The sequence below is a fragment of the Agrobacterium sp. M50-1 genome (genome assembly GCF_049843495.1).
Classification (GTDB): domain Bacteria; phylum Pseudomonadota; class Alphaproteobacteria; order Rhizobiales; family Rhizobiaceae; genus Agrobacterium; species Agrobacterium radiobacter.
This window is the reverse complement of record NZ_JBBHZH010000002.1, coordinates 277,935-302,342: the sequence shown is the minus strand read 5'-3', so window position 1 is coordinate 302,342 and position 24,408 is coordinate 277,935. Positions and strand designations below refer to the sequence as shown.

At 60.4% G+C, this 24,408-nt stretch carries 25 protein-coding genes; 13 read left to right on the top strand and 12 right to left on the bottom strand.

The features are described from left to right. From WDZ78_RS05585 to WDZ78_RS05570, 4 genes are read right to left on the bottom strand one after another with little or no spacing between them, the layout of a single operon-like run. Positions 1-603: a TadE/TadG family type IV pilus assembly protein gene (locus WDZ78_RS05585; RefSeq protein WP_020012705.1), complete on the bottom strand. Its 603-nt coding sequence runs from the start codon at positions 601-603 to the stop codon at positions 1-3. After that, complete coding sequence (locus tag WDZ78_RS05580) at positions 600-1,166, bottom strand: TadE/TadG family type IV pilus assembly protein (RefSeq protein WP_425672516.1); 567 nt, start codon at positions 1,164-1,166, stop codon at positions 600-602. Before WDZ78_RS05580 ends, WDZ78_RS05585 begins: the two co-directional genes overlap by 4 nt. A gap of 1 nt (position 1,167) precedes the next feature. Beyond that, positions 1,168-2,295: a pilus assembly protein gene (locus tag WDZ78_RS05575; RefSeq protein WP_425672515.1), complete on the bottom strand. Its 1,128-nt coding sequence runs from the start codon at positions 2,293-2,295 to the stop codon at positions 1,168-1,170. Positions 2,296-2,320: 25 nt separating this feature from the next. Beyond that, positions 2,321-2,458, bottom strand: a complete 138-nt coding sequence (locus WDZ78_RS05570; RefSeq protein ID WP_425672514.1) for a hypothetical protein — start codon at positions 2,456-2,458, stop codon at positions 2,321-2,323. A 351-nt stretch (positions 2,459-2,809) separates the two neighbouring features. Here WDZ78_RS05570 and WDZ78_RS05565 point away from each other — a divergent pair, with 351 nt between their 5' ends. The 5 genes from WDZ78_RS05565 to WDZ78_RS05545 all read left to right on the top strand — a co-directional run bounded on the left by WDZ78_RS05565 (position 2,810) and on the right by WDZ78_RS05545 (position 8,124). Further along, positions 2,810-3,937: an S-(hydroxymethyl)glutathione dehydrogenase/class III alcohol dehydrogenase gene (locus WDZ78_RS05565; protein ID WP_425672513.1), complete on the top strand. Its 1,128-nt coding sequence runs from the start codon at positions 2,810-2,812 to the stop codon at positions 3,935-3,937. A 287-nt stretch (positions 3,938-4,224) separates the two neighbouring features. Further along, positions 4,225-4,965, top strand: coding sequence for a hypothetical protein (locus WDZ78_RS05560; protein WP_425672512.1), 741 nt, complete (start codon positions 4,225-4,227; stop codon positions 4,963-4,965). Positions 4,966-5,070: 105 nt separating this feature from the next. Then, complete coding sequence (locus WDZ78_RS05555) at positions 5,071-5,334, top strand: acyl carrier protein (RefSeq protein WP_003503006.1); 264 nt, start codon at positions 5,071-5,073, stop codon at positions 5,332-5,334. Beyond that, positions 5,331-6,863, top strand: coding sequence for an AMP-binding protein (locus WDZ78_RS05550; protein WP_425672511.1), 1,533 nt, complete (start codon positions 5,331-5,333; stop codon positions 6,861-6,863). Before WDZ78_RS05555 ends, WDZ78_RS05550 begins: the two co-directional genes overlap by 4 nt. Further along, positions 6,847-8,124, top strand: a complete 1,278-nt coding sequence (locus WDZ78_RS05545) for a type III PLP-dependent enzyme (RefSeq protein ID WP_425672510.1) — start codon at positions 6,847-6,849, stop codon at positions 8,122-8,124. The genes WDZ78_RS05550 and WDZ78_RS05545 overlap by 17 nt, the downstream gene beginning before the upstream one ends. Positions 8,125-8,228: 104 nt before the next feature. Here WDZ78_RS05545 and WDZ78_RS05540 read toward each other — a convergent pair whose 3' ends face one another. From WDZ78_RS05540 to coaD, 6 genes are all read right to left on the bottom strand, one after another. After that, complete coding sequence (locus WDZ78_RS05540; protein ID WP_020012713.1) at positions 8,229-9,386, bottom strand: aminodeoxychorismate synthase component I; 1,158 nt, start codon at positions 9,384-9,386, stop codon at positions 8,229-8,231. Positions 9,387-9,510: 124 nt separating this feature from the next. Then, positions 9,511-10,641 carry a tRNA guanosine(34) transglycosylase Tgt gene (tgt, locus tag WDZ78_RS05535; RefSeq protein ID WP_045024749.1) on the bottom strand — a complete coding sequence of 377 codons (1,131 nt, stop codon included), beginning with the start codon at positions 10,639-10,641 and terminating at the stop codon, positions 9,511-9,513. Next, the gene (gene queA, locus WDZ78_RS05530; RefSeq protein ID WP_425672509.1) at positions 10,641-11,723 is read right to left on the bottom strand and encodes a tRNA preQ1(34) S-adenosylmethionine ribosyltransferase-isomerase QueA; all 1,083 of its coding nucleotides are present in this window, start codon (positions 11,721-11,723) and stop codon (positions 10,641-10,643) included. The genes tgt and queA overlap by 1 nt, the downstream gene beginning before the upstream one ends. 243 nt (positions 11,724-11,966) lie before the next feature. After that, entirely contained in the window at positions 11,967-12,476 is a 510-nt protein-coding gene (locus WDZ78_RS05525; protein WP_020012715.1) for a peptidylprolyl isomerase, read from the bottom strand. Positions 12,477-12,512: 36 nt separating this feature from the next. Further along, a complete protein-coding gene (locus WDZ78_RS05520; protein ID WP_020012716.1) occupies positions 12,513-13,082 on the bottom strand; it encodes a peptidylprolyl isomerase in 570 nt (189 codons plus the stop codon). A gap of 29 nt (positions 13,083-13,111) precedes the next feature. Continuing rightward, the gene (coaD, locus tag WDZ78_RS05515) at positions 13,112-13,606 is read right to left on the bottom strand and encodes a pantetheine-phosphate adenylyltransferase (RefSeq protein ID WP_425672508.1); all 495 of its coding nucleotides are present in this window, start codon (positions 13,604-13,606) and stop codon (positions 13,112-13,114) included. Between the two features lie 417 nt (positions 13,607-14,023). Here coaD and WDZ78_RS05510 point away from each other — a divergent pair, with 417 nt between their 5' ends. The 8 genes from WDZ78_RS05510 (at position 14,024) to WDZ78_RS05475 (ending at position 21,784) form a co-directional block, all read left to right on the top strand. Next, positions 14,024-14,203, top strand: a complete 180-nt coding sequence (locus WDZ78_RS05510; protein ID WP_003503030.1) for a hypothetical protein — start codon at positions 14,024-14,026, stop codon at positions 14,201-14,203. Between the two features lie 42 nt (positions 14,204-14,245). Continuing rightward, a complete protein-coding gene (locus WDZ78_RS05505) occupies positions 14,246-14,380 on the top strand; it encodes a hypothetical protein (RefSeq protein WP_003503032.1) in 135 nt (44 codons plus the stop codon). A 373-nt stretch (positions 14,381-14,753) separates the two neighbouring features. Next, a complete protein-coding gene (locus WDZ78_RS05500; RefSeq protein WP_425672507.1) occupies positions 14,754-16,646 on the top strand; it encodes a peptidyl-prolyl cis-trans isomerase in 1,893 nt (630 codons plus the stop codon). Positions 16,647-16,662: 16 nt separating this feature from the next. Continuing rightward, positions 16,663-17,676, top strand: coding sequence for an anthranilate phosphoribosyltransferase (gene trpD / locus WDZ78_RS05495; RefSeq protein ID WP_425672506.1), 1,014 nt, complete (start codon positions 16,663-16,665; stop codon positions 17,674-17,676). A gap of 10 nt (positions 17,677-17,686) precedes the next feature. Further along, the gene (gene trpC / locus WDZ78_RS05490) at positions 17,687-18,502 is read left to right on the top strand and encodes an indole-3-glycerol phosphate synthase TrpC (protein ID WP_425672505.1); all 816 of its coding nucleotides are present in this window, start codon (positions 17,687-17,689) and stop codon (positions 18,500-18,502) included. A gap of 7 nt (positions 18,503-18,509) precedes the next feature. Further along, entirely contained in the window at positions 18,510-19,001 is a 492-nt protein-coding gene (gene moaC / locus WDZ78_RS05485; protein ID WP_020012722.1) for a cyclic pyranopterin monophosphate synthase MoaC, read from the top strand. Next, a complete protein-coding gene (gene glp / locus WDZ78_RS05480; protein WP_425672504.1) occupies positions 19,002-20,219 on the top strand; it encodes a gephyrin-like molybdotransferase Glp in 1,218 nt (405 codons plus the stop codon). It abuts the gene before it with no gap. 494 nt (positions 20,220-20,713) lie between these two features. Further along, positions 20,714-21,784, top strand: coding sequence for a GGDEF domain-containing protein (locus tag WDZ78_RS05475; protein WP_020012725.1), 1,071 nt, complete (start codon positions 20,714-20,716; stop codon positions 21,782-21,784). A gap of 95 nt (positions 21,785-21,879) precedes the next feature. Here WDZ78_RS05475 and WDZ78_RS05470 read toward each other — a convergent pair whose 3' ends face one another. Further along, entirely contained in the window at positions 21,880-22,488 is a 609-nt protein-coding gene (locus WDZ78_RS05470) for a pyridoxamine 5'-phosphate oxidase family protein (RefSeq protein WP_425672503.1), read from the bottom strand. A 50-nt stretch (positions 22,489-22,538) separates the two neighbouring features. Then, positions 22,539-24,350 (bottom strand): monovalent cation:proton antiporter-2 (CPA2) family protein, encoded by a 1,812-nt coding sequence (locus WDZ78_RS05465; protein ID WP_020012727.1) that lies wholly within the window; start codon positions 24,348-24,350, stop codon positions 22,539-22,541. Between the last annotated feature and the right edge of the window lie 58 nt (positions 24,351-24,408).

The following is a 24,408-nucleotide window of genomic DNA, read 5'->3' as shown; positions in this document are numbered from 1 at the left end:
TCAGTTCGGTTTGAATGGCGAGCGCTTGAGGTTCCACTTTGCGAAATCCGATTTGCCGCTCTGGTAAGGATATCGCTGGGAAAAGAACGGGTTGACCGCCGCGACATATTCGAATTTGAGCGAGATATCGGCCACCGCAGCGATCAGAGGCCGATAGCTGTACCGCCCAGAGACAACAATGATAGCGTCCTGAGCGACGAAACCGTTGGCGATCACGGTTTTCTCCCACGGCACATCTTCGGCAGAGCCCAGAAAATTGTGGGCGGGAAATTGCAGCCGGGCGACCTTATCCACCAGTTTGACGCTTCTCAATGTCAGGTCGAGTTTGCCCGTCTGGAGAATGCCGCTGCCGGAAAGCACGACGAAACTCGGAACCCCCGTGCGCACCCTTTCCTCGAATTCAGGAAATCTTGCCGCCCAGCGCGCTGAATTGTCGACGATCGTCATGAACCGGTCATAGCTCAGCCAGCCCCGCCCGATCTCAATGACCACGGCAAGCATAAGGACGAGCAGCGGTGCCAGAAGCCCCATTTCCACCGCCGCAGCGCCAGAGCGGCAACGGCCAAAACCAGCAAGACGCAAAAACTGTGTCGTCTTTTTCATTCGGTCACCCGCACGGCAGTGATCGCCAGGGAAATGTTGCGCAACTGATGAATGCCGCCGGTGTCCGGCACGAGGATACGCGTCGTCGGCATCAAAAAATTCCATTTGTAACCGATCGCCAGAATGTACTGCCCGGCGGTATCGGCGGGCGGGCGGAAATCGTTCACGATCGGTATGGGCACCTTGGCTTCGGCAATGTCGTCGTCGGGAATCGGCAAAAGGGCAATCTTGAGATTGGCTTCGTCCGTCCCTCCAATGAAACGGGAGGCGATTGCCTTACGCAGCGCAATCTCGGTCGCCGGTTTACCGTCCGCCGCCGCCTTGCGGAGATACTCGATGCCCGCATTCGAGGCAAAAGAGAGATAGAGATAATAGAGCATCAGCAGGCCGATTTCGAGCGCCCCGAAAATCAGCGCAAAAAACAGCGGCAACAGCAGCGCCGTCTCCACCGCCGTTGCCGCCTTTCGGTCGCCAAACAGCCGGTAACATGCCCCATGCGTGAACCGGCATCCGCGCGGGCCGCCGCAGCTTTTATCCTGACGCGGGGAAAGAAAAGACTTCATCTCAGCCTTCTTCCATTCGATCCACATAGATAAGCTGGAAGCCCGTGATGATGCCGCCGAAGCTGTCGCTCAGTCCGGTAGCTTCGATCGTCACCCGATAGATGGAGTAAGCCTTGACCCTGAAACTGTAATCCCTCGGCGTCCAAGCGATATTGTTTTTATCCTGAGCCATTTCCCACACCTTCTGCTGAGGTTTCAGGGTGGGGAGCCGTTGCTGTAGCGAAATCTTGATTCCGTTTGTTTTTTCGACGTCCTCGACGGCCCGGCGCCCACTATACCAAACCATGATCTTATATATTCCGGGGTGAAGCTCGACATCCTTGTAGATCGAGCTATTGGCTTCGATATTTTTTTTCTTGCCGGGCGCAGGCGGTCCCCAGTCGCTGTCGAGTTCCATGACATAACGGGTTGGCAATGAGAGCTCGGTGCCCGCCTTCTTTTCAATTCCGTTCTTGTCGGTGGTCTTTACCTTATCGGCCTCCTTCAGCGTGCAGGCCAAATCGTTCGCGGTGGGGGCCCCGTTGAGTTTCTTGCTCTCCATGCCCGCCGGATAACCCTGCCAGTTGTGATTGCGGCGACAGCAGGGGCTGCTCCAGTCCTGCAACTCTACGCCGGGTCCGGTCCCGCCATCCCATCCGATTTCCGAATATGGATAGACACCCCAGCAGCCGCCGGGGGTTTCCTTGGTGACGCCGTTTTTCAGAACTCGCTCGACGCCGAGAGCATTGCTCTCGAACATATTGTCAATGATGACCGCATCGTCCTCGGGATAGGGCGGGATGCCTTCGCAGGACTCATCAAGGCGATATTTCAGCTTATCGAGATTGAACATCTCCGAGAAAATCAGACCGTAACTGAACTCAGCCTTGATCTTCGTCGTGGTCCAGTCCACCTCCACCTGGCGCGAGAGGACCTTTTGCTTGGTGGATTGAATCATGGCATCGAAGGCCGCGGCCACGTTGTCACGCCTGACGCGGTCAAGCAACGTATAGGTGCGCGTCGGCTTGGTGGCTCTTTCGCACGCCATGGCCATGACCCGCTTGGACTGGTTGTAATATGCCAGCGCCCTGCCGCCTTCAAAAAGCAACCCCAGCAAGATGATGAAAACCGGCAGCAGCAGCGCGGTCATGATAGCGAAGGTGCCCGAGTGGTCTCTAAGGAGCGACGAAAAAAGGCTCCTTTTCCGCGCTGTTTTTTTTATCCGCCTGCTCATCCTGAAAACACCGTTTCATGTCGCTCATCGCGGCGGGAAAGGCGCGCTGTGAAAAGCGGTGCGCCGGGCTTTCTGCCACGCTAAAAAATATCCGGCCCGCCGCCGGGTGCTGAAAATTGCCTGTCGATTGGCGAACGCTTTTTCGGGAGGAGTTCTCGCCGACCTCTTAAAATCCACGGGGTCATTAGCACGGAAACCGTAAACCAAAGGCCAACAAAAATCGGAAAATATGCTGTAAATTCATATGCTTAATTCATTTATTAATAAATTAGAACGTATGAATTACGGCCATCATGCCGTGCATGACGGGGCCGATTTCGGCAATGCAGTTTTCTTCGGGGCGACAAACCGGGCTTTGCCCCTTGTCCCTCCAGCCAAGCTCGGGCAAAACAGCCCTGTTCAATCACAAGACAATGCCAGGAGATAAGATATGGACGTTCGCGCCGCAGTTGCCATTCAGGCCGGAAAGCCGCTTGAGGTCATGACCGTTCAACTCGAAGGCCCCCGCGCCGGCGAAGTGCTGGTTGAGGTCAAGGCGACCGGCATCTGCCATACAGACGATTTCACCCTGTCGGGCGCCGATCCGGAAGGCCTGTTCCCGGCCATTCTCGGCCATGAAGGCGCAGGCGTCGTGGTTGATGTCGGACCGGGCGTCACCTCGGTCAGGAAGGGCGACCATGTCATTCCGCTCTACACGCCGGAATGCCGCGAGTGCTATTCCTGCACCTCGCGCAAGACCAATCTCTGCACCTCCATCCGCGCCACCCAGGGCCAGGGCGTGATGCCTGACGGCACCTCGCGATTCTCGATCGGCAAGGACAAGATCCATCACTACATGGGCTGCTCGACCTTCTCGAACTATACGGTCCTGCCGGAGATCGCGCTCGCCAAGATCAACCCTGACGCACCCTTCGACAAGGTCTGCTACATCGGCTGCGGCGTGACGACGGGCATCGGTGCGGTCATCAACACCGCCAAGGTCGAGATCGGTTCCACGGCGATCGTCTTCGGTCTCGGCGGCATCGGCCTCAACGTGCTGCAGGGCCTGCGCCTTGCCGGCGCGGACATGATCATCGGCGTCGACATCAACCCCGACCGCAAGGCCTGGGGCGAGAAGTTCGGCATGACCCATTTCGTCAACCCGAAGGAAGTCGGCGACGACATCGTGCCCTATCTCGTCAACATGACGAAGCGTAATGGCGACCTGATCGGCGGCGCGGATTACACGTTCGATTGCACCGGCAATACCAGGGTCATGCGCCAGGCGCTGGAAGCCTCGCATCGCGGCTGGGGCAAGTCGGTCATCATCGGCGTTGCCGGCGCCGGCCAGGAAATCTCCACGCGTCCGTTCCAGCTCGTCACCGGCCGCAACTGGATGGGCACCGCCTTTGGCGGCGCGCGCGGCCGCACGGATGTGCCGAAGATCGTCGACTGGTACATGGAAGGCAAGATCCAGATCGACCCGATGATCACCCACACCATGCCGCTCGAAGACATCAACAAGGGCTTCGACCTGATGCACAAGGGCGAAAGCATCCGCGGCGTCGTGATTTATTGATTGGATAAGAAGGAGGCGGGCGCGCATAACCGCGCGCGCCCGCCTTTCATGCAAATGTGATCGCCTCCAACCGCCTGCAGCCATTGCGATTAACTGGACGGTAAATCTATCGTCGTAAGCCGATACTGCGCGGTGGAGTTGAAAATCCCTCCCCGCCCCGAAAGGCGCAAGACCAGCGGAGAGCGACCCTGAAAATCGTACCGATCGACAACGGAAACCGCGTCGCCGCCGTCGCTCTTCTGGCGAAAGGCTTCCCGGAGAAAAGCGAGGCCTTCTGGTCGCGCGGGTTGTCGCTCATCAGTAAACATCACGAGCGGCGCGAACTGGGCCCGATCGGGCAATTGCTGATGAAGGGCGACGACGCCGCAGGTGTGCTGCTGACGATCAAAAGCCGCCTGCCCGGTACCGGCACGATCATCGTCAACCTGTCCAGCTGGTATGTGGAGCCTTCCTGCCGCTGGTTCGCACCGCGCATGCTGCAGATGGCCTCATCCAATGAGGACGAAATCTTCACCGATCTCACCCCCTCTCCCGAAGCCTGCAGGCTGAATGAGAGGCTGGGCTTTGCGACGGTGACCGATTGCACGCTTTTTTATCCGCTGCCCTTTGCGGCACTTCGCCCGGCGAGTGCGCGGCTCCGCCCGCTTGCGGACATAAAACCGGAAACACTGTCCGCCGAAACGCGCGGCATGCTGGAAGACCACGCCCGCCTCGGCTGCATCGTGGCCGTGATGGAGGCGGAGAACCGCCACCACCCGCTGGTCTTCCTTAAAACCACAACCAAGAGACTACCCTCCGCGCGCCTCATCCATTGCGACGACCGGCAGGTTGCGCAAAGGCACATATCCGCAATTGCCCGCCACCTTCTTGGCCACGGCCGGCTTGCGCTGACCATGGCGGCGCTTGAGGGAGAGCGAAAGGCGGGCGGGCTTGCCGCATATAAATCTGCACTGATACAAGTAAAAGGCGTATGGAACCCACATTTTATTAACGAAACATACTCAGAGTTGGTGTTATTGCCACCGTAGGTATTTTAGTGATTCGTGCGCGACTTGACGGAATCTTGGCCTTTACAGACAAAGCGCCGTTCCGGGCAGTCTTCTGGGGAACACGAGGGAAATCGGAGAACGAGCATGCTTGCAGCGCAAAAGAGTGAAATCGACGTTGCTGATACCATCTATTCCTACCTCTCCAACCGTTTCCCCGCCTATGCCCCCTTTTCCGCCGATACGCTGCTTCTCGAAGGCGGCGTGATCGATTCGCTTGGCTTTCTGGAACTGATGATCTTCCTCGGTGAGGGTTTCGGCATCATTCTCGATGACGAGCATTTCACCCCCGACAATCTCGGCACGCCGGCCGATCTCATCGCCTTCGTCCTCAGGGAACGGAGGAGATGACACCCCATTTCCTGCTGCACCATCTTCTTGCCGCGCGCGCGGCGAGCGACGATCAGGCCGTTGTCCACAAGGACCGATCGCTGAATTATCGCGAATTCGCCGAAGCAGCAGCCCGTTGTGCAGCGGCATTGCAGGAAGCCGGAACACAACGCGGTGACCGCATCGTCATCTATCTGCCGCGCGGCATCGAGGAATGCTGGTCGATCTTCGGCGTGAGCATGGCCTCCGGCGTCTTCGTGCCGGTCAACGCATTGCTGAAGGCGCAGCAGATCCGCCATATCATCAGGGATTGCGGCGCGAAAGTCGTCATCAGCGACGCTGCGATGATGGATGAGCTGGAAGCAGCATTGGCAGACCTTCCCGATGTCACGGTCCTGCTGGCGGAGGAGATTGGGACCCGCACCGGCGCACCCGCCCGGCCTTCGGCGGCGATCGGCGAAGACCTGGCCGCAATTCTTTATACCTCCGGCTCCACCGGCTCGCCCAAGGGCGTGATGCTGTCGCACCGCAATCTTCTGGCCGGCGCACGCATCGTGCGCACCTATCTGGACATTACCGGCAGGGACCGCATTCTTTCCCTCCTGCCTTTCAGCTTCGATTATGGCCTGAACCAGCTGCTGACGGCGGTGGAACAGGGCGCGGCCACTGTTATCTCCACTTTCCGGCTGGGCGATGAGATCGTCCGCGATCTGCGCGACCACGCCATCACGGGTCTGGCCGGCGTGCCGACCATCTGGGCGATCCTGACGAAAGCGGCACCATCGCTCACAAAGACGCCTCTGCCGCATCTGCGTTACATCACCAATTCCGGCGGACGCGTGCCGCAGGAAACCGTAAAAGCGCTGCGCGAGAAGCTGCCGGACACGAAAATCTACCTGATGTATGGCCTCACCGAGGCCTTCCGCTCCACCTTCCTGCCGCCTGATGAAATCGACCGCCGCCCGACCTCCATCGGCAAGGCCATTCCCGAATGTGAAATCTTCATCGTCACCGCCGAGGGACAGAGGGCGAAACCGGGTGAACCCGGCATTCTCGTGCATCGCGGCCCGACCGTCTCGCTTGGTTACTGGAACCGGCCGGAAGACACCGCCAAGGTACTGCGCCCTCACCCCTTCATTCCGGCGGCGCTGGGCGGCGAGACCGTCTGTTATTCCGGCGATCTGGCGGTGGAGGATGAGGACGGTTTCTTCAGCTTCGTCGCCCGCAACGATGCGATGATCAAATCGTCGGGCTATCGCATCAGCCCGACCGAGGTGGAGGAAAGCCTGATGTCGACAGGCCTTTTCCAGCAGGTCGCCGTCATCGGCCTGCCCGACCCCTTTGCGGGCGAAAAGGTGCATGCCGTGGCGACTGCCGCCAACCAGAATATCGATGTTTCGGCGGCACTGAAGAAGGCGGCCGAAATGCTCGCCCCCTTCATGATCCCGCGCGCCATCGAACTGGTGGAACGGCTGCCGATCACGGCCAATGGCAAGGTGGATTACCGCGCGCTGGTGCGCGAACGGACGGACAATGGCGCCAACGGATAAAAACCAGAACCATGGCCCGGCCTTTGCAGCCGCGTTATTCGAAATAAGCGAGAACGATTTGATGATCGGCGGACTTCCCGTGCGCGATATTGTCGCCGGGACCGGAACGCCTTGCTTCCTCTATGACGCCGCCGCCATGCGCCGCGCCTATCGCGATCTCGAAGCGGCGCTCGGCGGTTTTGCCGATATCTATTATTCGGTGAAGGCCAATCCCCTGCCCGCCATCGTCTCGCTTTTCCGGCAGGAAGGTGCGGGTGCAGAAATCGCTTCCGTCGGCGAATACCGCGCCGCCATCAAGGCCGGTGTCGTACCGGAAAAAATCATCTTCGCCGGCCCCGGCAAAGGCAAAGCCGAATTGCGCGAAGTGATCGAGGGCGGCATCGGCGAAATCCACATCGAAAGCGCCGAGGAAATTGGCCGCATCGAGGCGATCGGCAAGCCGGTCAAAGCCTCGATCCGCATCAATCCGGTGCCGGATGCTCAAGCCGGCGCGATGCGCATGGGCGGCAAGGCCACGGCCTTCGGGTTCGATGAGGAAGAGCTGGAAAACATCCTGCCGCTCTTCAAGAGCACCCGATATATCGATCTCGTCGGCGTCCATATTTATGGCGGCACGCAGATTCTCGATGCAGACATGCTTGTCTCCCAATGGCGACACGGCATTTCCATTGCTGCGCGCATGGCCGAGATGCTGGGCAAGCCGCTCGAAACCATCGATCTCGGCGGCGGTCTAGGCATCCCCTATTTCGCCGGGGAAACAGCGCTCGATCTTGAAAAAGTCAGCGCCGCCATTCCCGAGCTCAAGGCCCTTCTCCATGCGCATCCGCTGATTGCCAACGCCCACATCATCGTTGAACCCGGCCGTTTCCTCGCCGGTCCCGGCGGCGTCTATGTGGCGGAGGTGAATTCGGTAAAGAGCTCACGCGGCACCACCTTCGTGGTGATGGATGGCGGCATGCACCACCATCTCGCCGCCTCGGGCAATCTCGGCCAGATCGTCAAGCGCAACTATCCCATCGTCGCGCCGGCCATGATGCTGGCGGAGCATGAGGAAACGGCAACCCTCGTCGGCCCGCTCTGCACGCCGCTCGACACGCTCGCCCGCAATGCGGCGCTACCGAAGCTCAAGGCCGGTGATCTCCTCGCCATCCTGCAATCGGGCGCCTATGGCGCCAGCGCCAGCCCTGCGGGTTTTCTGAGCCATGCGGCGGCGAAGGAGGTGCTGGTGGAGAATGGCGTGTTTGAGGTGATCGGGCGCTGACGACGCGAAAGCCGGAGTCCATTTTTCTACGGATACACATCTGGTTGCTTACGTCATAGCTTCCCCCCTCATTCCTGTGACACGCACAGGAATGAGGGGGGAAGCTAACCCCGCAACAACCTGTCCCCCACCGCGAATTTCGATTTCAGCAGACACTCGTCATATTCCGCCTCGGCAACGGAATCGAACACGATACCGCCGCCGACATTAAAGACGGCGCGTCCATCCTCGAACAGGCTGAGCGTGCGGATCGCCACCGAAAAGCGCATCTCACCATCAGGAGACATGAAGCCGATTGCGCCGCAATAGGCGTCGCGCGGCGTTGCCTCCAGTTCTCGCAGGATTTTCATCGCCCACATTTTCGGCGCACCGGTAACGGAGCCGCAGGGAAACAGGGCGGCGAAGATGTCTTCCACCGTCATGTCAGGCAGAAGCTTCGCCCTGACATGGCTGACCATCTGATGCACGGTCGGATAGGTCTCAATATCGAAAAGCCGCGGCACATCGAGGCTGCCGACCTCGGTGATGCGGGAAATATCGTTGCGCAGCAGATCGACGATCATGCGGTTTTCGGCGAGCGTCTTTTCGTCCGCGAGCATCGCCGCGATAATCGCCCGGTCCTCTTCCGCATCGGCCCCGCGCGGCGTCGTTCCCTTCATCGGATGGGTTTCGATGAAACCGTCCCCATCAACCGAGAAAAACAGTTCCGGTGAGCGCGACAGGATGACCGGGCCGCCGAGATCGACCAGCGCGCCATATTTCACCGGCTGCCGTTCGATCAGCGACCAGAAGGCCGTCAGCGGATCGCCGCTCCAGCGGGCATGGACCGGCATGGTCAGATTGCCCTGATAACAGTCGCCCCGGCGCAGATGCCCGTGCAGCCGCTCGAAGCGCTGGCAATAGTCTTCAAGGCTCCATGCGGGCGCAGGATCGGACAGAAACGCATCCGCTTCCGGCAGGTCAGTGGGACGAGCAAACCGCCCCTCATCCGGCTGCGGGCCGGAAAAGACGCCAAAGCGAAGGAACGGCACGTTGCGGGGCTCGGCCGCAAAAGGCGCAAGCTTCGGCTCGAACAGGAAGCCGGCCTCGTAGGACATATAGCCGGCAAGATATTTCCCGTCGCGACGCAGCTGCTCCATGCGTACAAGTGCTGCAAAAAACGCCTCCGGCTCATCCGCGACGATGATCTCTTCCGGCTCGGTGAAGGCTGTCACCGCGCCGGTCGTGTCATCCCGGAAAAGAACGTAAGGCGCATGTGCCAAGGAATAAATCCGTAGAAGGAAGGTTTGGGGCGTTCAAAGCGGCGGATAGAAACCTCTCCTCCGTCATCCTCGGTCCCCGGATCAAGTCCGAGGATGACGTCGAGTGTGGGGGAAGCTCTGCAACCTAAACCGGGTCTATATCGCCTCGCGCCCACATCTCGATGGTTTCCGCATAAAAATCGGCGAAACGGCCTTCCTCGATCGACTTGCGGATACCCTGCATCAGCTCCTGATAATAGGCAAGATTGTGCCAGGAGAGCAGCATGCCGCCCAGCGCCTCGTTGGAGCGCGTGAGGTGATGCAGATAGGCGCGGGAATAATCGCGCGAGGCCGGGCAGTTGGATTGCTCGTCGAGCGGCCGCATATCCTCGGCATGGCGGGCGTTGCGGATATTGACCCTGCCGCGACGGGTGAAAGCAAGCCCGTGACGGCCGGAACGGGTCGGCATCACGCAGTCGAACATGTCGATGCCGCGCGCGACGGATTTCAGGATATCGTCAGGCGTGCCGACGCCCATCAGATAACGCGGCTTTTCAGTGGGCAGCACCGGCAGCGTGATGTCGAGCATGCCCAGCATCACATCCTGCGGCTCGCCGACGGCAAGGCCGCCGACCGCGTAACCCTTGAGATCGAGCTGTTTCAAGCCTTCAGCCGAGCGAATGCGCAGGTCCGGCTGGTCGCCGCCCTGCACGATGCCGAACATGGCCTTGCCGGGCTGCTCGCCGAAAGCGACGCGGCAGCGTTCCGCCCAGCGCAGCGACATTTCCATGGCGCGCTCGATTTCCTTGCGCTCGGCCGGCAGCGCAATGCATTCGTCGAGCTGCATCTGGATGTCCGAATCGAGCATGCCCTGAATTTCGATCGAGCGTTCCGGCGACATATGGTGCAGCGAACCGTCCACATGGCTCTTGAAGGTCACGCCCTTCTCGTCGAGCTTGCGCAGACCGGAAAGCGACATGACCTGAAAACCGCCGCTGTCGGTGAGGATCGGATGCGGCCAGCGGATCAGCTCATGCAGACCGCCAAGACGCGCAACACGTTCCGGGCCGGGCCGCAGCATCAGGTGATAGGTATTGCCGAGAATGATATCGGCGCCCAGCTCGCGTACCTGATCGAGATACATGGCCTTGACGGTGCCAACAGTGCCGACAGGCATGAAGGCGGGCGTGCGGATGACGCCGCGCGGCATGGCGACTTCGCCGAGGCGCGCGCCGCCGCTCGTGGCTTTCAGGGTGAAGGTGAATTTGTCGTGCATCAGTTTTTCCGGAACAACAGGCTGGAATCGCCATAGGAATAGAAACGGTATCCGGTTTCGATGGCGCGCCTGTAAGCGTCACGCATCGTTTCGAGACCGCAGAAAGCCGAAACCAGCATGAACAGTGTCGATTTCGGCAGGTGGAAATTGGTCATCAGTATGTCGACGGCCCGGAAACGGTATCCCGGCGTGATGAAAATCCCGGTGGCGTCGGACCATGGGTGGATAACGCCATTCTCATCGGCCGCACTTTCGATCAGGCGCAGCGATGTCGTGCCGACACAGACGATGCGCCCGCCGCGCGCCTTGACGGCATTCAGCCTATCGGCGGTTTCCTGCGACACATGACCGATCTCGAAATGCATCTTGTGATCGTCGGTATCGTCGGACTTAACCGGAAGGAAGGTGCCTGCCCCAACGTGAAGCGTCACGAAATGTCGCTCGACGCCCACCTTGTCCAGCGCGGCAAACAGATCGGGCGTGAAATGCAGCCCGGCGGTGGGGGCGGCGACGGCTCCCTTCTCGCGGGCATAGATGGTCTGGTAATCGGTCTGGTCCTGCGCATCTTCCGGCCGCTTGGCGGCGATATAGGGCGGCAAGGGAATATGGCCGACGGAGGCGATCGCCTCGTCCAGAACAGGGCCGGAAACGTCGAAAAGCAGCGTGATCTCGCCCTCCTCGCCCTTTTCTTCGACAGTGGCCTCCAGATGGGCAAGGCCGCAGGCATTGTCGCGCTCATAACCGAAACGGATGCGGTCACCCTGCTTGATGCGCTTGCCGGGGCGCGCGAAAGCCTTCCAGCGGGATTGATCGGCGCGCATGTGCAGCGTGGCCGAAACCGCCGTCTCCGGCGCACCTTCGCGCAGCCTGACACCTTCCAGCTGGGCGGGAATGACGCGGGTGTCGTTGAAGACAAGCGCATCGCCCGGCTTCAGGAAAGACGGCAGGTCAAAGACGCGGTGGTCTTCCATGCGGTTTTCATTCGGATCGACCACCAGCAGGCGCGCGCTATCGCGCGGGTTCGCGGGGCGAAGGGCGATATTCTCCTCGGGCAGGTCGAAATCGAACAGGTCTACACGCATTGCAAGGGCTCTCGAAAATATCAAAACCCGCCCTGCATTGCATGGGGCGGGTGGAAGGTGGTGACAAGGCTTCCTCTAACGAGGCGTCATCCTCGGGCTTGTCCCGAGGATCTAACGATCCACATCGTCAACGTGGTTAGATCCTCGGGACAAGCCCGAGGATGACGACGGAGAGGTTCTGACACCTTCTCAACATTCGAACCGCCCCGCAGTCGCCTGCGGAGCGGTGTGATGCAATATTTCTTAAGCCGCAGAAGCGAGCTTGATGGAAACGATCGAATCGGGGTCCTTCACCGGCTCGCCGCGCTTGACCTTGTCGATGGCTTCCATGCCTTCGATGACCTGGCCCCAGACGGTGTACTGCTTGTTAAGCCACGGAGAATCCGTGAAGCAGATGAAGAACTGGGAGTTGGCGGAGTTCGGGTTCTGCGAACGGGCCATGGAGCAGGTGCCGCGCACATGCGGGATGGCGGAGAATTCAGCCTTCAGATCCGGCTTGTCGGAACCGCCCATGCCGGCGCGGGCCGGGTTGAAGCTGTCGGAACCCTTCTTGCCGAACTGCACGTCGCCGGTCTGGGCCATGAAATCTTCGATGACGCGGTGGAACACGACGCCGTCATAGGCGCCTTCCGAAACGAGTTCCTTGATGCGGGCGACGTGGCCAGGCGCAACCTCCGGCAGCAGCTGGATCACGACCTTGCCGGTCGTCGTTTCCATGATGATGGTGTTTTCCGGATCCTTGATCTCGGCCATGGTTATTCTCCTCTGTTCGGGCTCTATTGCCCTACCTTACTTTTTGCCGACGGTGACCTTGATCATCCGGTCGGGGTTGGAAACTTCGCCGTTGCCGCCGGCGCCGCGCTTGATCTTGTCCACGGCTTCCATGCCGGACACGACCTTGCCGACCACGGTGTACTGGCCATTCAGGAACGGACCATCGGCAAACATGATGAAGAACTGCGAATTGGCGGAATTCGGGTCCTGCGAGCGGGCCATGCCGACCACACCGCGCGTGAACGGAACCTTGGAGAATTCGGCCGGAATATCCGGCAGGTCGGAACCGCCGGTGCCGGCGCGCTGGGCGCTGAAGCCCTTCTCCATGTTGCCATACTGCACGTCGCCGGTCTGCGCCATGAAGCCGTCGATGACGCGGTGGAAGGCCACGTTGTCATAAGCGCCCTTCTTGGCCAGCGCCTCGATCTGCGCAACGTGCTTTGGCGCAACATCAGGCATCAGCTCGATGACAACGGGACCATCCTTCAGCTGGACGTTAAGAAGTTCGGCGGCAGACGCGAATGTGCTGGCGGCAAGCACACCTGCAAACATGGCGCCGGCAAAGGCAAATCGAACGAGTTTCATCGGATTGGCTCCAGAATGTGGGGCTGAAGTCAGCGCTTCAGCTTGGCGTTGAGGGCTTCAAGCACGGCCTTGGGCACGAAGGCGTCGACATTGCCGCCCATGGCGGCGATCTGCCGGACCAATGTGGCTGTAATGGGTCGCGACGACGTGCCGGCGGGCAGGAACACGGTCTGAATATCAGGCGCCATCTGGCGGTTCATGCCCGCCATCTGCATTTCATAATCGAGATCGGTGCCGTCTCGCAGGCCGCGCAGCAGGAGATGCGCGCCGTGCTGGCGCGCGGCATCAACGACGAGATTGTCGAAGGAGACGACTTCCATGCGCCCCGTTTCACCCGGCAGGGTCTCGGAAAGGGCCTGACGTATCAGCGCCGCCCGTTCCTCGAAGCTGAACATCGGCGCTTTTCCGGGATGGATGCCAACGGCGACGATGACTTTGGACGCCACGTTCAGCGCCTGGATAAGCACATCCAGATGTCCGTTGGTCATCGGATCGAAGGATCCTGGATAAAAGGCAATCGTCATATCGCTCTCAGGTGGTGGGCGTTATGTGCCGCCTTTTGTCATGGAGACGGGCTCGGCGCAAGACTTTTACCACCCAAGCACGTGTTCGAGACCGCCTGAACCACGGATGAATGGGCCGTTCAGGGCGGTTTCAGAGCTATTTTGTTTAAATGCACGCCATCGGGAAACCGAAACGCCCCTCACTCGTTAAGCATCCGGAGAATTGAAAATGCTGGCCTTCATGATCGTCCTTTCGATCATCGCTTCATTCGCTGCCGAGTATCTTTTTCTCGAATGACGGCCTTAGCCAGTTTCCTGAACGCCAGATGAACGAGCCATTCAAGGAAGTTTCACAGGCGCGATGCTAATCGATTTTTACGTTTGACGCGGAACATGTCGAGACATGGCGCGTTAAGAAAGAACCAAAGGAACGGACATATGTTTGTAAGAGAAAAACAGTCTACTTCGGCGAAAATCAGCGTCATCAGCACCGCCTGGACAGTACTGGTTATCGCAATGGTAGCAACGACGTTTAGCCTTTATGAGCAGAAGCCTGAAACCCAGGGACCGGACTACCCGCAGCTGACCGCCCGTTACCAGTATATGAATTATTACTGAGGAACGGGGAGAATTTCCCCATAACTCCCGGAGACGATATCAATGTTCACATTTCTGACGATGCTTCTGGCCCTGATCAGCGTAATGTTCGTGACATCGATGATATCAGTCGTCGCCGAGATGCGGCGGGAAGATGAGGAATTCAAGGCGACGATCCGGCGCGACCGCGCCTTCTGAGTGCGGCGAACGGGCCCGACAGCCCCTTAAAAATGATTCTTTTCAACCGCCTGGACCGTCCGGGCGGTTTTGTTTTGCCAAGCCGCCAGCCTCTCCTTCCCCCATTCAAGTGCTCATCCCAGCAATCCGACTGACGCGGCTCGCGCGCGGCGGGAGGAGCCCTTCAGCCCAAGGACTTGAGCTGGCTAGAGGCAGCCGATATCGAACCGTCGCCTCCATTTCGGCGCCTTCAATCACACAACCGTTTTCAAAACCCCGTTTTTCCAAGGCAAATTCCCTTCAATTTCCGTTTGGATTGATTTAAGGAACGCCGATACGTTGCGGGCCGGACAGCCGGCGACCGCGATGACGTTCCTGTGAGGTTTGCATAACGATGCTCGATTCCCTGAGAAATGCTTCTCGAACCATGGCAGCCAAGCTGCTGCTTCTCCTGCTTGTTGTTTCGTTTGGCGTCTGGGGCGTCTCCGCATCGCTTGTCACCGCCAATTCCCACGCCGTCATGACGGTGGGCGACCAGACGGTCAGCCCTGAGGAATTCCGCCTCGCCTATCAGCGCCAGATTTCCGATCTCAGCCGCCAGTTCGGCACCCGCCTGACGACCGAACAGGCCAAGGCCTTCGGCATCGACCGTCAGGTCTTCAGCCAGCTTGCGGCCGGTGCAGCCCTTGACGAGCTGGCCTCGAAGATGAATCTCGGCCTTTCGGAAAACCGCCTCGCCAACCTCATCGCCGAAGACCCGGCCTTCAAGTCTGTCAACGGCCAGTTCGACCGCAATCTCTTCAGCGAGCGCCTGCGCAATTCCGGTTTCCGCGAGGACGACTATATCAAGGAACGCAGCAAGGTTGCCGTCCGAAGCCAGATCGTCGAAGCCGTTTCCGATGGTTTTGCCGCACCGCAGGTGCTGGTGGATGCGCTGAAGCAATATCGTAATGAACAGCGCTCGGTCGACTACGTCATTCTTTCGAACGCCGTCATTCCGCCGGTCAAGGCGCCGGGCGACGATGTGCTCACGCCCTGGTTCGAGACCAACAAGACGAAATATCGCGCGCCCGAATTCCGCAAGTTCACCTACGTGAAGCTGGAACCGTCAGACATCGCTGATCAGGCCTCCGTTACCGACGCCCAGATCGCTGATTATTACAACAGCCACAAGGACAGCTTCCGCACTGCCGGCCGCCGCACGGTGGAGCAGCTGACCTTCCCTGAAAAGGAAATGGCCGAAGCCGCCGCCGAACAGATCCGCCTCGGCAATACCACCTATGACCAGGTGGTGAAGGATCAGGGCAAGGCCGCATCGGACGTCACGCTCGGCGAATTCACCAAGGATACCATCCCGGACCAGTCGATCGCCGACGCTGCTTTCGCCATCCAGAAGGATGGCGGCGTGTCGCCCGTGGTCGAAGGTTCCTTCGGCCCGGTCATCCTGCGCGTCACCGGCATCAAGCCGGAAACCACCCGCACGCTGGAAGAGGCGAAAGAGGATATCCGCAAGGACCTCGCCACCGCCGCCGCCGCGGAAGAAATCACCAATGTGCATGACCGTTACGAGGACCTGCGCGCCGGCGGCTCCTCGCTTGCCGATGCCGCCAAGCAGCTGAACCTCAAGCCCGTCACCATCACCGCCATCGATGCCGCCGGCCTCGATGAAAAGGGCGATGCGGTTCAGGGCCTGCCCTCCCCGCAGCTCGCGCAGGAGGTCTTCAAGACCGAACCCGGCACGGAAGCGCTGCCGATCAATCTCGGCCGCGAAGGTTACATCTGGTTCGATGTTGACCAGATCATCGCCGCCCGCGACCGCACGCTTGCCGAAGTGCGCGACGACGTCGTGGCCGACTGGACGGCGGAACAGCAGCGCAACGCGCTTGCCGCCAAGGCCGAGGAGCTGAAGGCGCGCGTCGAAAAGGGCGACACGCTGGAAGCCGTGGCCGGTGAGCTGAGCCTTGCCGTCGAGCAGAAATCCGGCCTGCGCCGCACCAGCGAGGACGCGATTTTCGGCCGGCAGACCATCGCCGCCGTCTTCTCGGGCGCCGAAGGCGTGGTCGGCACGGCCGCCGATGCCGAGGGTTCGAGCCGCATCCTCTTTAAGGTCACCGCCGTCGACACCAATGCGCCTGCAGATGCGCTCGCCAATGACGACCAGCAGTTCGCCGCCATTGCCCGCGCGGCCGGCGACGACATGCTGGACCAGATGGTCAACCGCCTGCAGAATGACTATGGTGTCACCATCAATCAGGCCCTCGCCGATCAGGCGATGGTCGGCTTCTAACCCGGGGGGCGACAAGATGGCCGAACTGAAGCCGCTGATCGCCAAGGTCGCAAATGGAGAAAGCCTGAACCGCGAGGAGTCGCGGGCGGCTTTCGACATTCTGATGTCGGGCGAAGCCACGCCGTCGCAGATCGGCGGTTTCCTGATGGCGCTGCGCGTGCGCGGGGAAACGGTGGACGAAATCGTCGGCGCAGTCTCCTCCATGCGTTCCCGCATGCTGCCGGTTTCGGCCCCCGCCAATGCCATCGATATCGTCGGCACAGGCGGTGACGGCATCGGCACCTATAATATCTCGACACTCGCCTCGATCATCGTCGCCGGAACGGGCCTGCCGGTCGCCAAACATGGCAACCGCGCGCTAAGCTCCAAATCCGGCACGGCGGATGCGCTCTCTGCGCTTGGCGTGAAGCTCGACATCGGTCCCGAGCTCATCGCCCGCTGCATCAGCGAGGCGGGTCTCGGTTTCATGTTCGCGCAGCTGCACCACTCGGCCATGCGCCATGTCGGCCCCAGCCGCGTCGAACTCGGCACGCGGACGATCTTCAACCTGCTCGGGCCCCTCTCCAATCCGGCGGGCGCCAAACGGCAATTGCTCGGCGTCTTTTCGCCGCGCTGGCTGGTGCCGCTTGCCGAAGTGCTGCGCGATCTGGGTTCGGAAAGCATCTGGGTCGTGCATGGCGACGGCATGGATGAAGTTACGACAACCGGCGTCACCCATGTGGCGGCGCTGGAAGATGGCAAGATCCGCACCTTCGACCTGACGCCGAAGGATTTCGGCGTCGAGCCCGTTTCCATGGAAGATTTGAAGGGCGGCGACGGCATTGCCAATGCGGCGGCGCTGCGCGAGGTCCTCTCCGGAAAACGCAACGCCTATCGTGACGTATCGCTGTGCAACGCGGCAGCAGCGCTGGTCATTGCCGGCCAGACTGAGACGATTGGCGAGGCGATGACGATCGTCAGCGAAGCGCTCGACAGCGGCGCGGCCGCAGCAGCGCTTGACCGTCTGGTCGCCGTGTCCAACGAAGAATGAGAGCGAGATCATGAGCGACATTCTGAAAAAGATCGAGATTTACAAGCGCGAGGAAATCGCCGCCGCCAAGGCCAGGGTTTCGCTTGCCGATCTCAAGGCGATGGCCGCCGGCCAGACCGCGCCGCGCGGCTTTTATAAAGCGCTGAGGGCAAAACAGGCCGAAGGCAAGTTCGGGCTGATCGCCGAAATCAAGAAGGCCAGCCCCTCCAAGGGCCTGATCCGCCCGGATTTCGATCCGCCGGCGCTGGCTGCAGCCTATGAGGCCGGTGGCGCCGCCTGCCTCTCCGTGCTGACGGATACGCCGAGCTTCCAGGGCGCGCCGGAATTCCTGACCGCCGCCCGCAATGCCTGCGCCCTGCCGGCGCTGCGCAAGGATTTCATGTTCGATACCTATCAGGTGCATGAAGCCCGCGCCTGGGGTGCGGACTGCATTCTCCTCATCATGGCCTCGCTTTCCGACGACGAGGCGAAACGGCTTGAGGATGAGGCTTTTTCGCTCGGCATGGATGTGCTGGTCGAGGTGCATGACGCCGAAGAAACCGAACGGGCGCTGAAACTCGCCTCGCCGCTTCTCGGCATCAACAACCGCAACCTGCGCACCTTCGAAGTCGGCCTCGAAACCAGCGAGAAGCTCGCGGGCCTCGTGCCGGCTGACCGGCTGCTGGTGGGCGAAAGCGGCATCTTCACCTTCGAGGATTGCCAGCGTCTGGAAAAGAGCGGCATCAGCACCTTCCTCGTCGGCGAAAGCCTGATGCGCAAGGATGATGTGACGGCGGCGACCAAAGCGCTGCTGACAGGCCAATCCGGCATTCTGGCAGCGGAATAAAGCGCCGATGAGCGAGACGGGAAAGCTCACCCATATCGATGCGAGCGGCGAAGCGCATATGGTCGATGTCGGCGACAAGGCCGAAACCGTCCGTGTCGCCGTGGCCGAAGGCTTCGTGAAGATGAAGCCGGAAACGCTGGCGCTCATTCGCGACGGCAACGCCAAGAAGGGCGATGTCATCGGCACCGCGCGCCTCGCCGGCATCATGGCCGCCAAACAGACAGCAAACCTCATTCCGCTCTGCCATCCGCTGATGCTGACCAAGGTTGCGGTCGATATTACCGAAGATACCGCCCTGCCCGGCCTGAGAGTCGAGGCCATGGTGAAACTGTCTGGCAAAACGGGCGTGGAGATGGAAGCGTTGACCGCCGTCTCCATTGCCTGCCTGACGATCTATGACATGGCGAAAGCCGCCGACAAGGCGATGGAAATCGTCAATATCCGCCTTCTCGAAAAGAGCGGCGGCAAATCCGGCGATTTCCGGCGACAGGAGACCTGAATGAAACCGCTGCTGCCCGTAGATGAGGCCATAACACGCCTTCTTGAAGCAGCGGTTCCGGTGACCGAAAGCGAGACCCTGCCGCTTACCGAATGTGATGGCCGGGTTCTCTCGGCCGATCTCATTGCACGCCTCACCCAGCCCCCCTTCGATGCCTCGGCCATGGACGGTTATGCGCTGCGCAGCGCCGATGCAGCGGCAATCGGCTCGGTCCTCACCGTCATCGGTCAGGCAGCCGCCGGCCATGCCTTTACCGGCACGGTGGGTGAAGGCCAGGCCGTGCGCATCTTCACCGGCGCGCCCGTGCCGCAGGGTGCGGACACCATTCTCATTCAGGAAGATGCCGAAGTGCTGGAGGGCGGAAAAATCCGCACCGCCTTCGACGTCACCGCCGGGCGACATATCCGCCCGCACGGGCAGGATTTTGCCGAAGGCGAAACGGCTCTGAAGACCGGGCGTGAACTTGGCTTCACCGACCTCACACTGGCGGCGGCGATGAACCATGCCGCGCTCACTGTCTATCGCAAGCCACGCATCGCCATCCTCGCCACCGGCGATGAGTTGCTGCCGCCGGGAAGCGCACCGCAGCCCGCCCAGATCATCGCCTCCAACACCTTCGGTGTTGCAGCCCTTGCCCGGCAGGCCGGCGCGGAGGTTCTCGATCTCGGCATCATTGCCGATGACGAGAGGCTGATCCGCGCCGCCATCGGCAAGGCCGTCGCGGCGAAGGTGGATGTGCTGGTAACGCTCGGCGGCGCCTCCGTTGGCGACCATGACCTCGTGCAGGCCGCGTTGAAGGCGGAAGGCATGCAGCTCGATTTCTGGCGCATCGCCATGCGTCCGGGGAAACCGCTGATGGTCGGATCCATCGGCGTCATGCAGGTTCTGGGCCTGCCTGGAAATCCGGTTGCCAGCCTCGTCTGCGGCCTGCTGTTCCTCGAACCGCTGATACGCCGCATCGCCCGCCGCGCGCCCCTGCAACGCATGGCCCTGGCCCGCACCGCCACGCCGCTGAAGGCGAATGACCACCGGCAGGACTATCTGCGCGCCCGCTTCAGCACGGACGAAAACGGCGTGCTGGTGGCGGAAGCCTATGCGAAGCAGGATTCATCGATGATGAAGATTTTGGCCCATTCCGATTGTCTGATCGTGCGTCCGCCAAATGCGCCTGAGGCAGCCGCAGGGGCGGAGTGCCCGGTCATAAGGCTCAAATACTGATACGCAGGCGGTGTCGCCGGCAGCATAACGGACCCCTTCCCAAAACTTGCCAAATGATTGCCGCGCCGTCTCAAAACGGCACTGACGCATCCCGCGCTGCACGGGAGCCGCCAATAAAACTGTAACATTCCTGTATCCGGACACGAATGACAGAAAAAGCCGCCTATAGGCGGAGTCTCCTTCAACTCAAAACCCCGCTTCTCTCTTTGTCCCGGCAATATCTCCCCTTATTGTTGTGCCAAAATAAATCACACGAATCCTCTTATTGGGATTGACAGAATAAATGCGATGCTGGCACCAAGACGAATAGTAGAGAGAAAAACTTCCGGAATTCCTCAAAATGAAAATTACTTATATTTATCAATTAAATAAAATAAATATCGGCGAAAATCGCGTTTCCGAAAACAAAAATTAGTTTCCCGTAAATTAAGCTTTCCAAAACGCGCTTCATAATAATAATCATAATCGATAAGCAGACTCACTGGAGTTTCTTGATGAACACGGCATCCACGCCCAAAACCACGGGGCCCGACATTGCCGGGCAGATTGCCTATGCCATGCGAAGCATGGGTGTTTCGCCGATCCCGCGTAACTACAGCCTGTTTTACGAAGCCTATATCGGCTCGAACCCTGCCCTGACGAAGGACCTGGCCGCGCTTGGCAACCGGGTGACACAGGAAGATCTGGACGAGCTGTCCTCCCGCTACGGCGAAGGCAATCCCGAACGGTCGATCGACGATGCGCATGAGAAGCTGCGGCGTGAGCTGGAGAGCCTCCTGGGAACGCTGAGGCGCGAACAATCCTCCATCGAAAACTACAACAGGATTCTCGGCGAAACGCGCCAGCGCATCGATGACAAGAACGCCGCCAGCAGCAATATTCTGAGGAATGCGATTTCATTGCTGGCCGAAGCCACCGGCTCGAAGATCATCGATGGCGAAAAGGCGTTCAACGACGTCAACCGCCATGCCGAGGAAATGCATCAGGTGCGCCTCGAACTGGACGAATACAAGCGCATCGCCAACACCGATTCGCTGACGCGCCTCTCCAACCGGCGCGCCTTCGACGACCGGCTGGCATCCGTTTACGACAGCTCCATCGGCCTGCAATATACCACGCTGGTTCTGCTCGATATCGATCACTTCAAGCGGATCAACGACACTTTCGGCCATCCGGTCGGCGACAAGATCCTCGCCACCGTCGCTTCGGTCATCCGCGCCAATGTCCGCAAGGATGGTTTTGTCGCCAGAAGCGGCGGCGAGGAATTCGCCATCATTCTGGATGGCAACACGCCGGAAGAGGTGATGGTGACGTGCGAGCGCATCCGCCTGTCGCTGGAAAGCACGCCCTTCCGCAATTCGAGATCGGGCGCCGACTACGGCACGGTGACGATCTCCATCGGCTTCGCCTCCGCCGCGCAGGCCACCAATCCGAGCGAGCTTTACGGCCATGCCGATACGGCGCTCTACCATGCCAAGGAAACCGGCCGGAACCGCTCCGTCTATTATGAGGACGGCATGCAGAAGAATTACGTCGGGAAGAACTGGCTGATTTATCGGACGTGAAGCAAATTGCGCCAATTTGGGCGCATTAAAAACACGGCGCTCTCCCCACCCTCATTCCTGTGACAAGCACAGGAATGAGGGTGGGAGGGGAAGCCTCACCACATGGTCTTCGCCGCCCGCGCCGCCCATTCGCGGTCGTAGGTTTCCTGATCGAATTCCGCCTTTGCCGCCTTGAGCAGAAGACCGGGGGTCGGAAGCGACGCCGGATCGACGAAATTATCGGGGTTCCAGAGCTCGGAGCGCATCAGCGCCCGGGCGCACTGGAAATAGACTTCGTCGATCGTCACCACGATAACCGTGCGCGGATGTTTGCCATCCATCTCGAAGCTTTCCAGCAGATCGGGAGCGACGGAGACCAGAGCGCGGCCGTTGATGCGCATCGTCGTGTTCGAGCCGGGGATCAGGAACATCAGCGCTACGCGCGGATCGCGCACGATGTTCAAAAGCGAATCCACCCGGTTATTGCCGCGCCAGTCCGGCAGAAGCACCGTCCTGTCATCAGCCACCCTGACCACGCCGCCCTTATCACCGCGCGGTGAACAGTCCATACCCTCCGGCCCGACCGTCGCCAGCGCGAGGAACGGCGAAGTCTCGATCATCAGCCGGTATTCGGCCGTCAACGTGGCCGTCACCTTGGCGATCGATGCCTCGCTCGCGCCGTCATAGATGGCCTTCAATTCCTCAACCGTGCGAATGATCGTCATATCCGTTCCTATCCCTTGAAATCACCCTGCGACACCACCGGGCGCAATCCCTATTCCTCTGCCGCTTCCGCCTTTTCCCGCTCCGCCCGCTCGCGCGCCGTGCGCGCGGCGACGAGATCGGCCGGCTGGGCGTTGCCGCGGATCAGCGAACGGCCGGCATAGATGCCGCCGACGACTTCCATGGCGAAACGTTCCTCGTCGCGATCGCGGAATTCCTCCACCAGACGGGCGGCGTCTTCCCGCTCCTCGCCCATGGCGCCAAGCACTTCCTCGCTGAAATTCAGCGCCGATTCCAGCGTCTCGCGGATCTGGTAGTCCACACCCGCCTTGAGCAGATCAATGGCATGGCCACGGTCGTAAGCACGGGCAAGGACGGGCACCAGCGGGAATTCGTGCTTGACGATCTCCGCGATCCTGACCGCGGCCTCCTTGTCGTCGACGCAGATGAGAACCGCGCGCGCCGTGCTGGCGCCGGCCGCATGCAGGATTTCCGCCCGCGAACCATCGCCATAATAGACCTTGAAGCCAAACTCCGCCGCATCGCGCACGAATTCGGCATCCTTGTCGATGAGCGACAGCGTGTAGCCCCGCGCCAGAAGCGGCTGGCTGACGATCTGCCCGAAACGGCCGAAGCCGATGAGGAGAATGCTGCCCTCGACATTCTCGGGCACGTCGAGATCGTCGGTATTGGGAACCGCCGCCGGCACCAGACGGTCATGCAGGATGACCATCAGCGGCGTCAGTACCATGGAGATGATGATGGTCGCCGTCAGGATGGCGTTCGCCTCCCGGTCGAGAATACCGGCGCTGACGGCGGCCGAATAAAGTACGAAGGCGAATTCGCCGCCCTGCGCCATCAGCACCGCCCGCTCCAGGCTTTCGCGCCTGGTGGTTCCAAGTGCCCGCGCCACGCCATAGATCAGGAAGGCCTTGAGCAGCATGTAAGCCGCGACGCTTACCAGCACGAGCTGCCAGTTGGAGGCAATGACGGCAAGGTCGATCGCCATGCCGACGCCGAGGAAAAAAAGGCCGAGCAGAATGCCGCGAAACGGCTCGATATCCGCCTCAAGCTGGTGACGGAAAGAGGATTCCGACAATAGCACGCCGGCAAGGAAAGCGCCCATGGCCATCGAAAGACCGCTGACCTGCATCAGAAGCGCCGAACCGAGCACCACCAGCAACGCTGCGGCCGTCATCACCTCACGCGCGCCGGAAGCGGCGAGCAGGCGGAAAAACGGGTTGAGAAGATAACGCCCGGCAAGGATGAGCGCGCCGACGGCGGCAAGCGCGATGCCGACTGAAACCCAGCGCTCCGACGCCGTCACATGTTCGCCGCCCGAACCGAGGAAGGCGACAAGCGCCAGCAGCGGCACGATGGCCAGATCCTCAAACAGCAGGATGGCGATGATGCGCTGGCCCTTGAGGCTGGACATGCTGTTGCGTTCCTGCAGCATCTGCATGACGATCGCCGTTGAGGTCAGCACGAAACCGGTGCCGGCGACAAAGGACATGATGACGGGAAAGCCGAGACTGACGCCCACCAGCGTCAGGCCCGCCATGCAGACCAGCACCTGCAGGGCACCCAGCCCGAAAATATCCTGCCGCATCGACCATAGCCGCGAGGGCTGCATTTCAAGGCCGATGATGAACAGGAACATCACCACGCCGAGTTCCGCTATATGCAGAATGGCCTGCGAATCGGAAAAGAAACCGAGACCATAAGGCCCGATCACGAGGCCGGCGGCCAGATAACCGAGCACCGAGCCGAGACCGATGCGCTTGAAGATCGGCGCGGCGACAACGCCTGCCGCCAACAATACGACCACCTGGGCCAGATCATTTCCGTTCGCTTCTACAGCCACACGCCACCCCGCTGAAAATCAATAAGACGAGGGTGTTCCCTCCCTCACTTCCTAGCGC

What these genes read in the sequence shown, in the direction of transcription:
- WDZ78_RS05510 (WP_003503030.1), top strand. Translation starts at nt 14,024, where the DNA reads ATGTTTGTAAGAGAAAAACAGTCTACTTCGGCGAAAATCAGCGTCATC.
- moaC (WP_020012722.1), top strand. Translation starts at nt 18,510, where the DNA reads ATGAGCGAGACGGGAAAGCTCACCCATATCGATGCGAGCGGCGAAGCG.
- WDZ78_RS05565 (WP_425672513.1), top strand. Translation starts at nt 2,810, where the DNA reads ATGGACGTTCGCGCCGCAGTTGCCATTCAGGCCGGAAAGCCGCTTGAG.
- WDZ78_RS05500 (WP_425672507.1), top strand. Translation starts at nt 14,754, where the DNA reads ATGCTCGATTCCCTGAGAAATGCTTCTCGAACCATGGCAGCCAAGCTG.
- WDZ78_RS05475 (WP_020012725.1), top strand. Translation starts at nt 20,714, where the DNA reads ATGAACACGGCATCCACGCCCAAAACCACGGGGCCCGACATTGCCGGG.
- glp (WP_425672504.1), top strand. Translation starts at nt 19,002, where the DNA reads ATGAAACCGCTGCTGCCCGTAGATGAGGCCATAACACGCCTTCTTGAA.
- queA (WP_425672509.1), bottom strand. Translation starts at nt 11,723, where the DNA reads ATGCGTGTAGACCTGTTCGATTTCGACCTGCCCGAGGAGAATATCGCC.
- WDZ78_RS05545 (WP_425672510.1), top strand. Translation starts at nt 6,847, where the DNA reads ATGGCGCCAACGGATAAAAACCAGAACCATGGCCCGGCCTTTGCAGCC.
- WDZ78_RS05575 (WP_425672515.1), bottom strand. Translation starts at nt 2,295, where the DNA reads ATGACCGCGCTGCTGCTGCCGGTTTTCATCATCTTGCTGGGGTTGCTT.
- WDZ78_RS05505 (WP_003503032.1), top strand. Translation starts at nt 14,246, where the DNA reads ATGTTCACATTTCTGACGATGCTTCTGGCCCTGATCAGCGTAATGTTC.
- WDZ78_RS05525 (WP_020012715.1), bottom strand. Translation starts at nt 12,476, where the DNA reads ATGGCCGAGATCAAGGATCCGGAAAACACCATCATCATGGAAACGACG.
- trpC (WP_425672505.1), top strand. Translation starts at nt 17,687, where the DNA reads ATGAGCGACATTCTGAAAAAGATCGAGATTTACAAGCGCGAGGAAATC.
- WDZ78_RS05585 (WP_020012705.1), bottom strand. Translation starts at nt 603, where the DNA reads ATGAAAAAGACGACACAGTTTTTGCGTCTTGCTGGTTTTGGCCGTTGC.
- WDZ78_RS05520 (WP_020012716.1), bottom strand. Translation starts at nt 13,082, where the DNA reads ATGAAACTCGTTCGATTTGCCTTTGCCGGCGCCATGTTTGCAGGTGTG.
- WDZ78_RS05470 (WP_425672503.1), bottom strand. Translation starts at nt 22,488, where the DNA reads ATGACGATCATTCGCACGGTTGAGGAATTGAAGGCCATCTATGACGGC.
- tgt (WP_045024749.1), bottom strand. Translation starts at nt 10,641, where the DNA reads ATGCACGACAAATTCACCTTCACCCTGAAAGCCACGAGCGGCGGCGCG.
- WDZ78_RS05555 (WP_003503006.1), top strand. Translation starts at nt 5,071, where the DNA reads ATGCTTGCAGCGCAAAAGAGTGAAATCGACGTTGCTGATACCATCTAT.
- WDZ78_RS05580 (WP_425672516.1), bottom strand. Translation starts at nt 1,166, where the DNA reads ATGAAGTCTTTTCTTTCCCCGCGTCAGGATAAAAGCTGCGGCGGCCCG.
- trpD (WP_425672506.1), top strand. Translation starts at nt 16,663, where the DNA reads ATGGCCGAACTGAAGCCGCTGATCGCCAAGGTCGCAAATGGAGAAAGC.
- WDZ78_RS05550 (WP_425672511.1), top strand. Translation starts at nt 5,331, where the DNA reads ATGACACCCCATTTCCTGCTGCACCATCTTCTTGCCGCGCGCGCGGCG.
- coaD (WP_425672508.1), bottom strand. Translation starts at nt 13,606, where the DNA reads ATGACGATTGCCTTTTATCCAGGATCCTTCGATCCGATGACCAACGGA.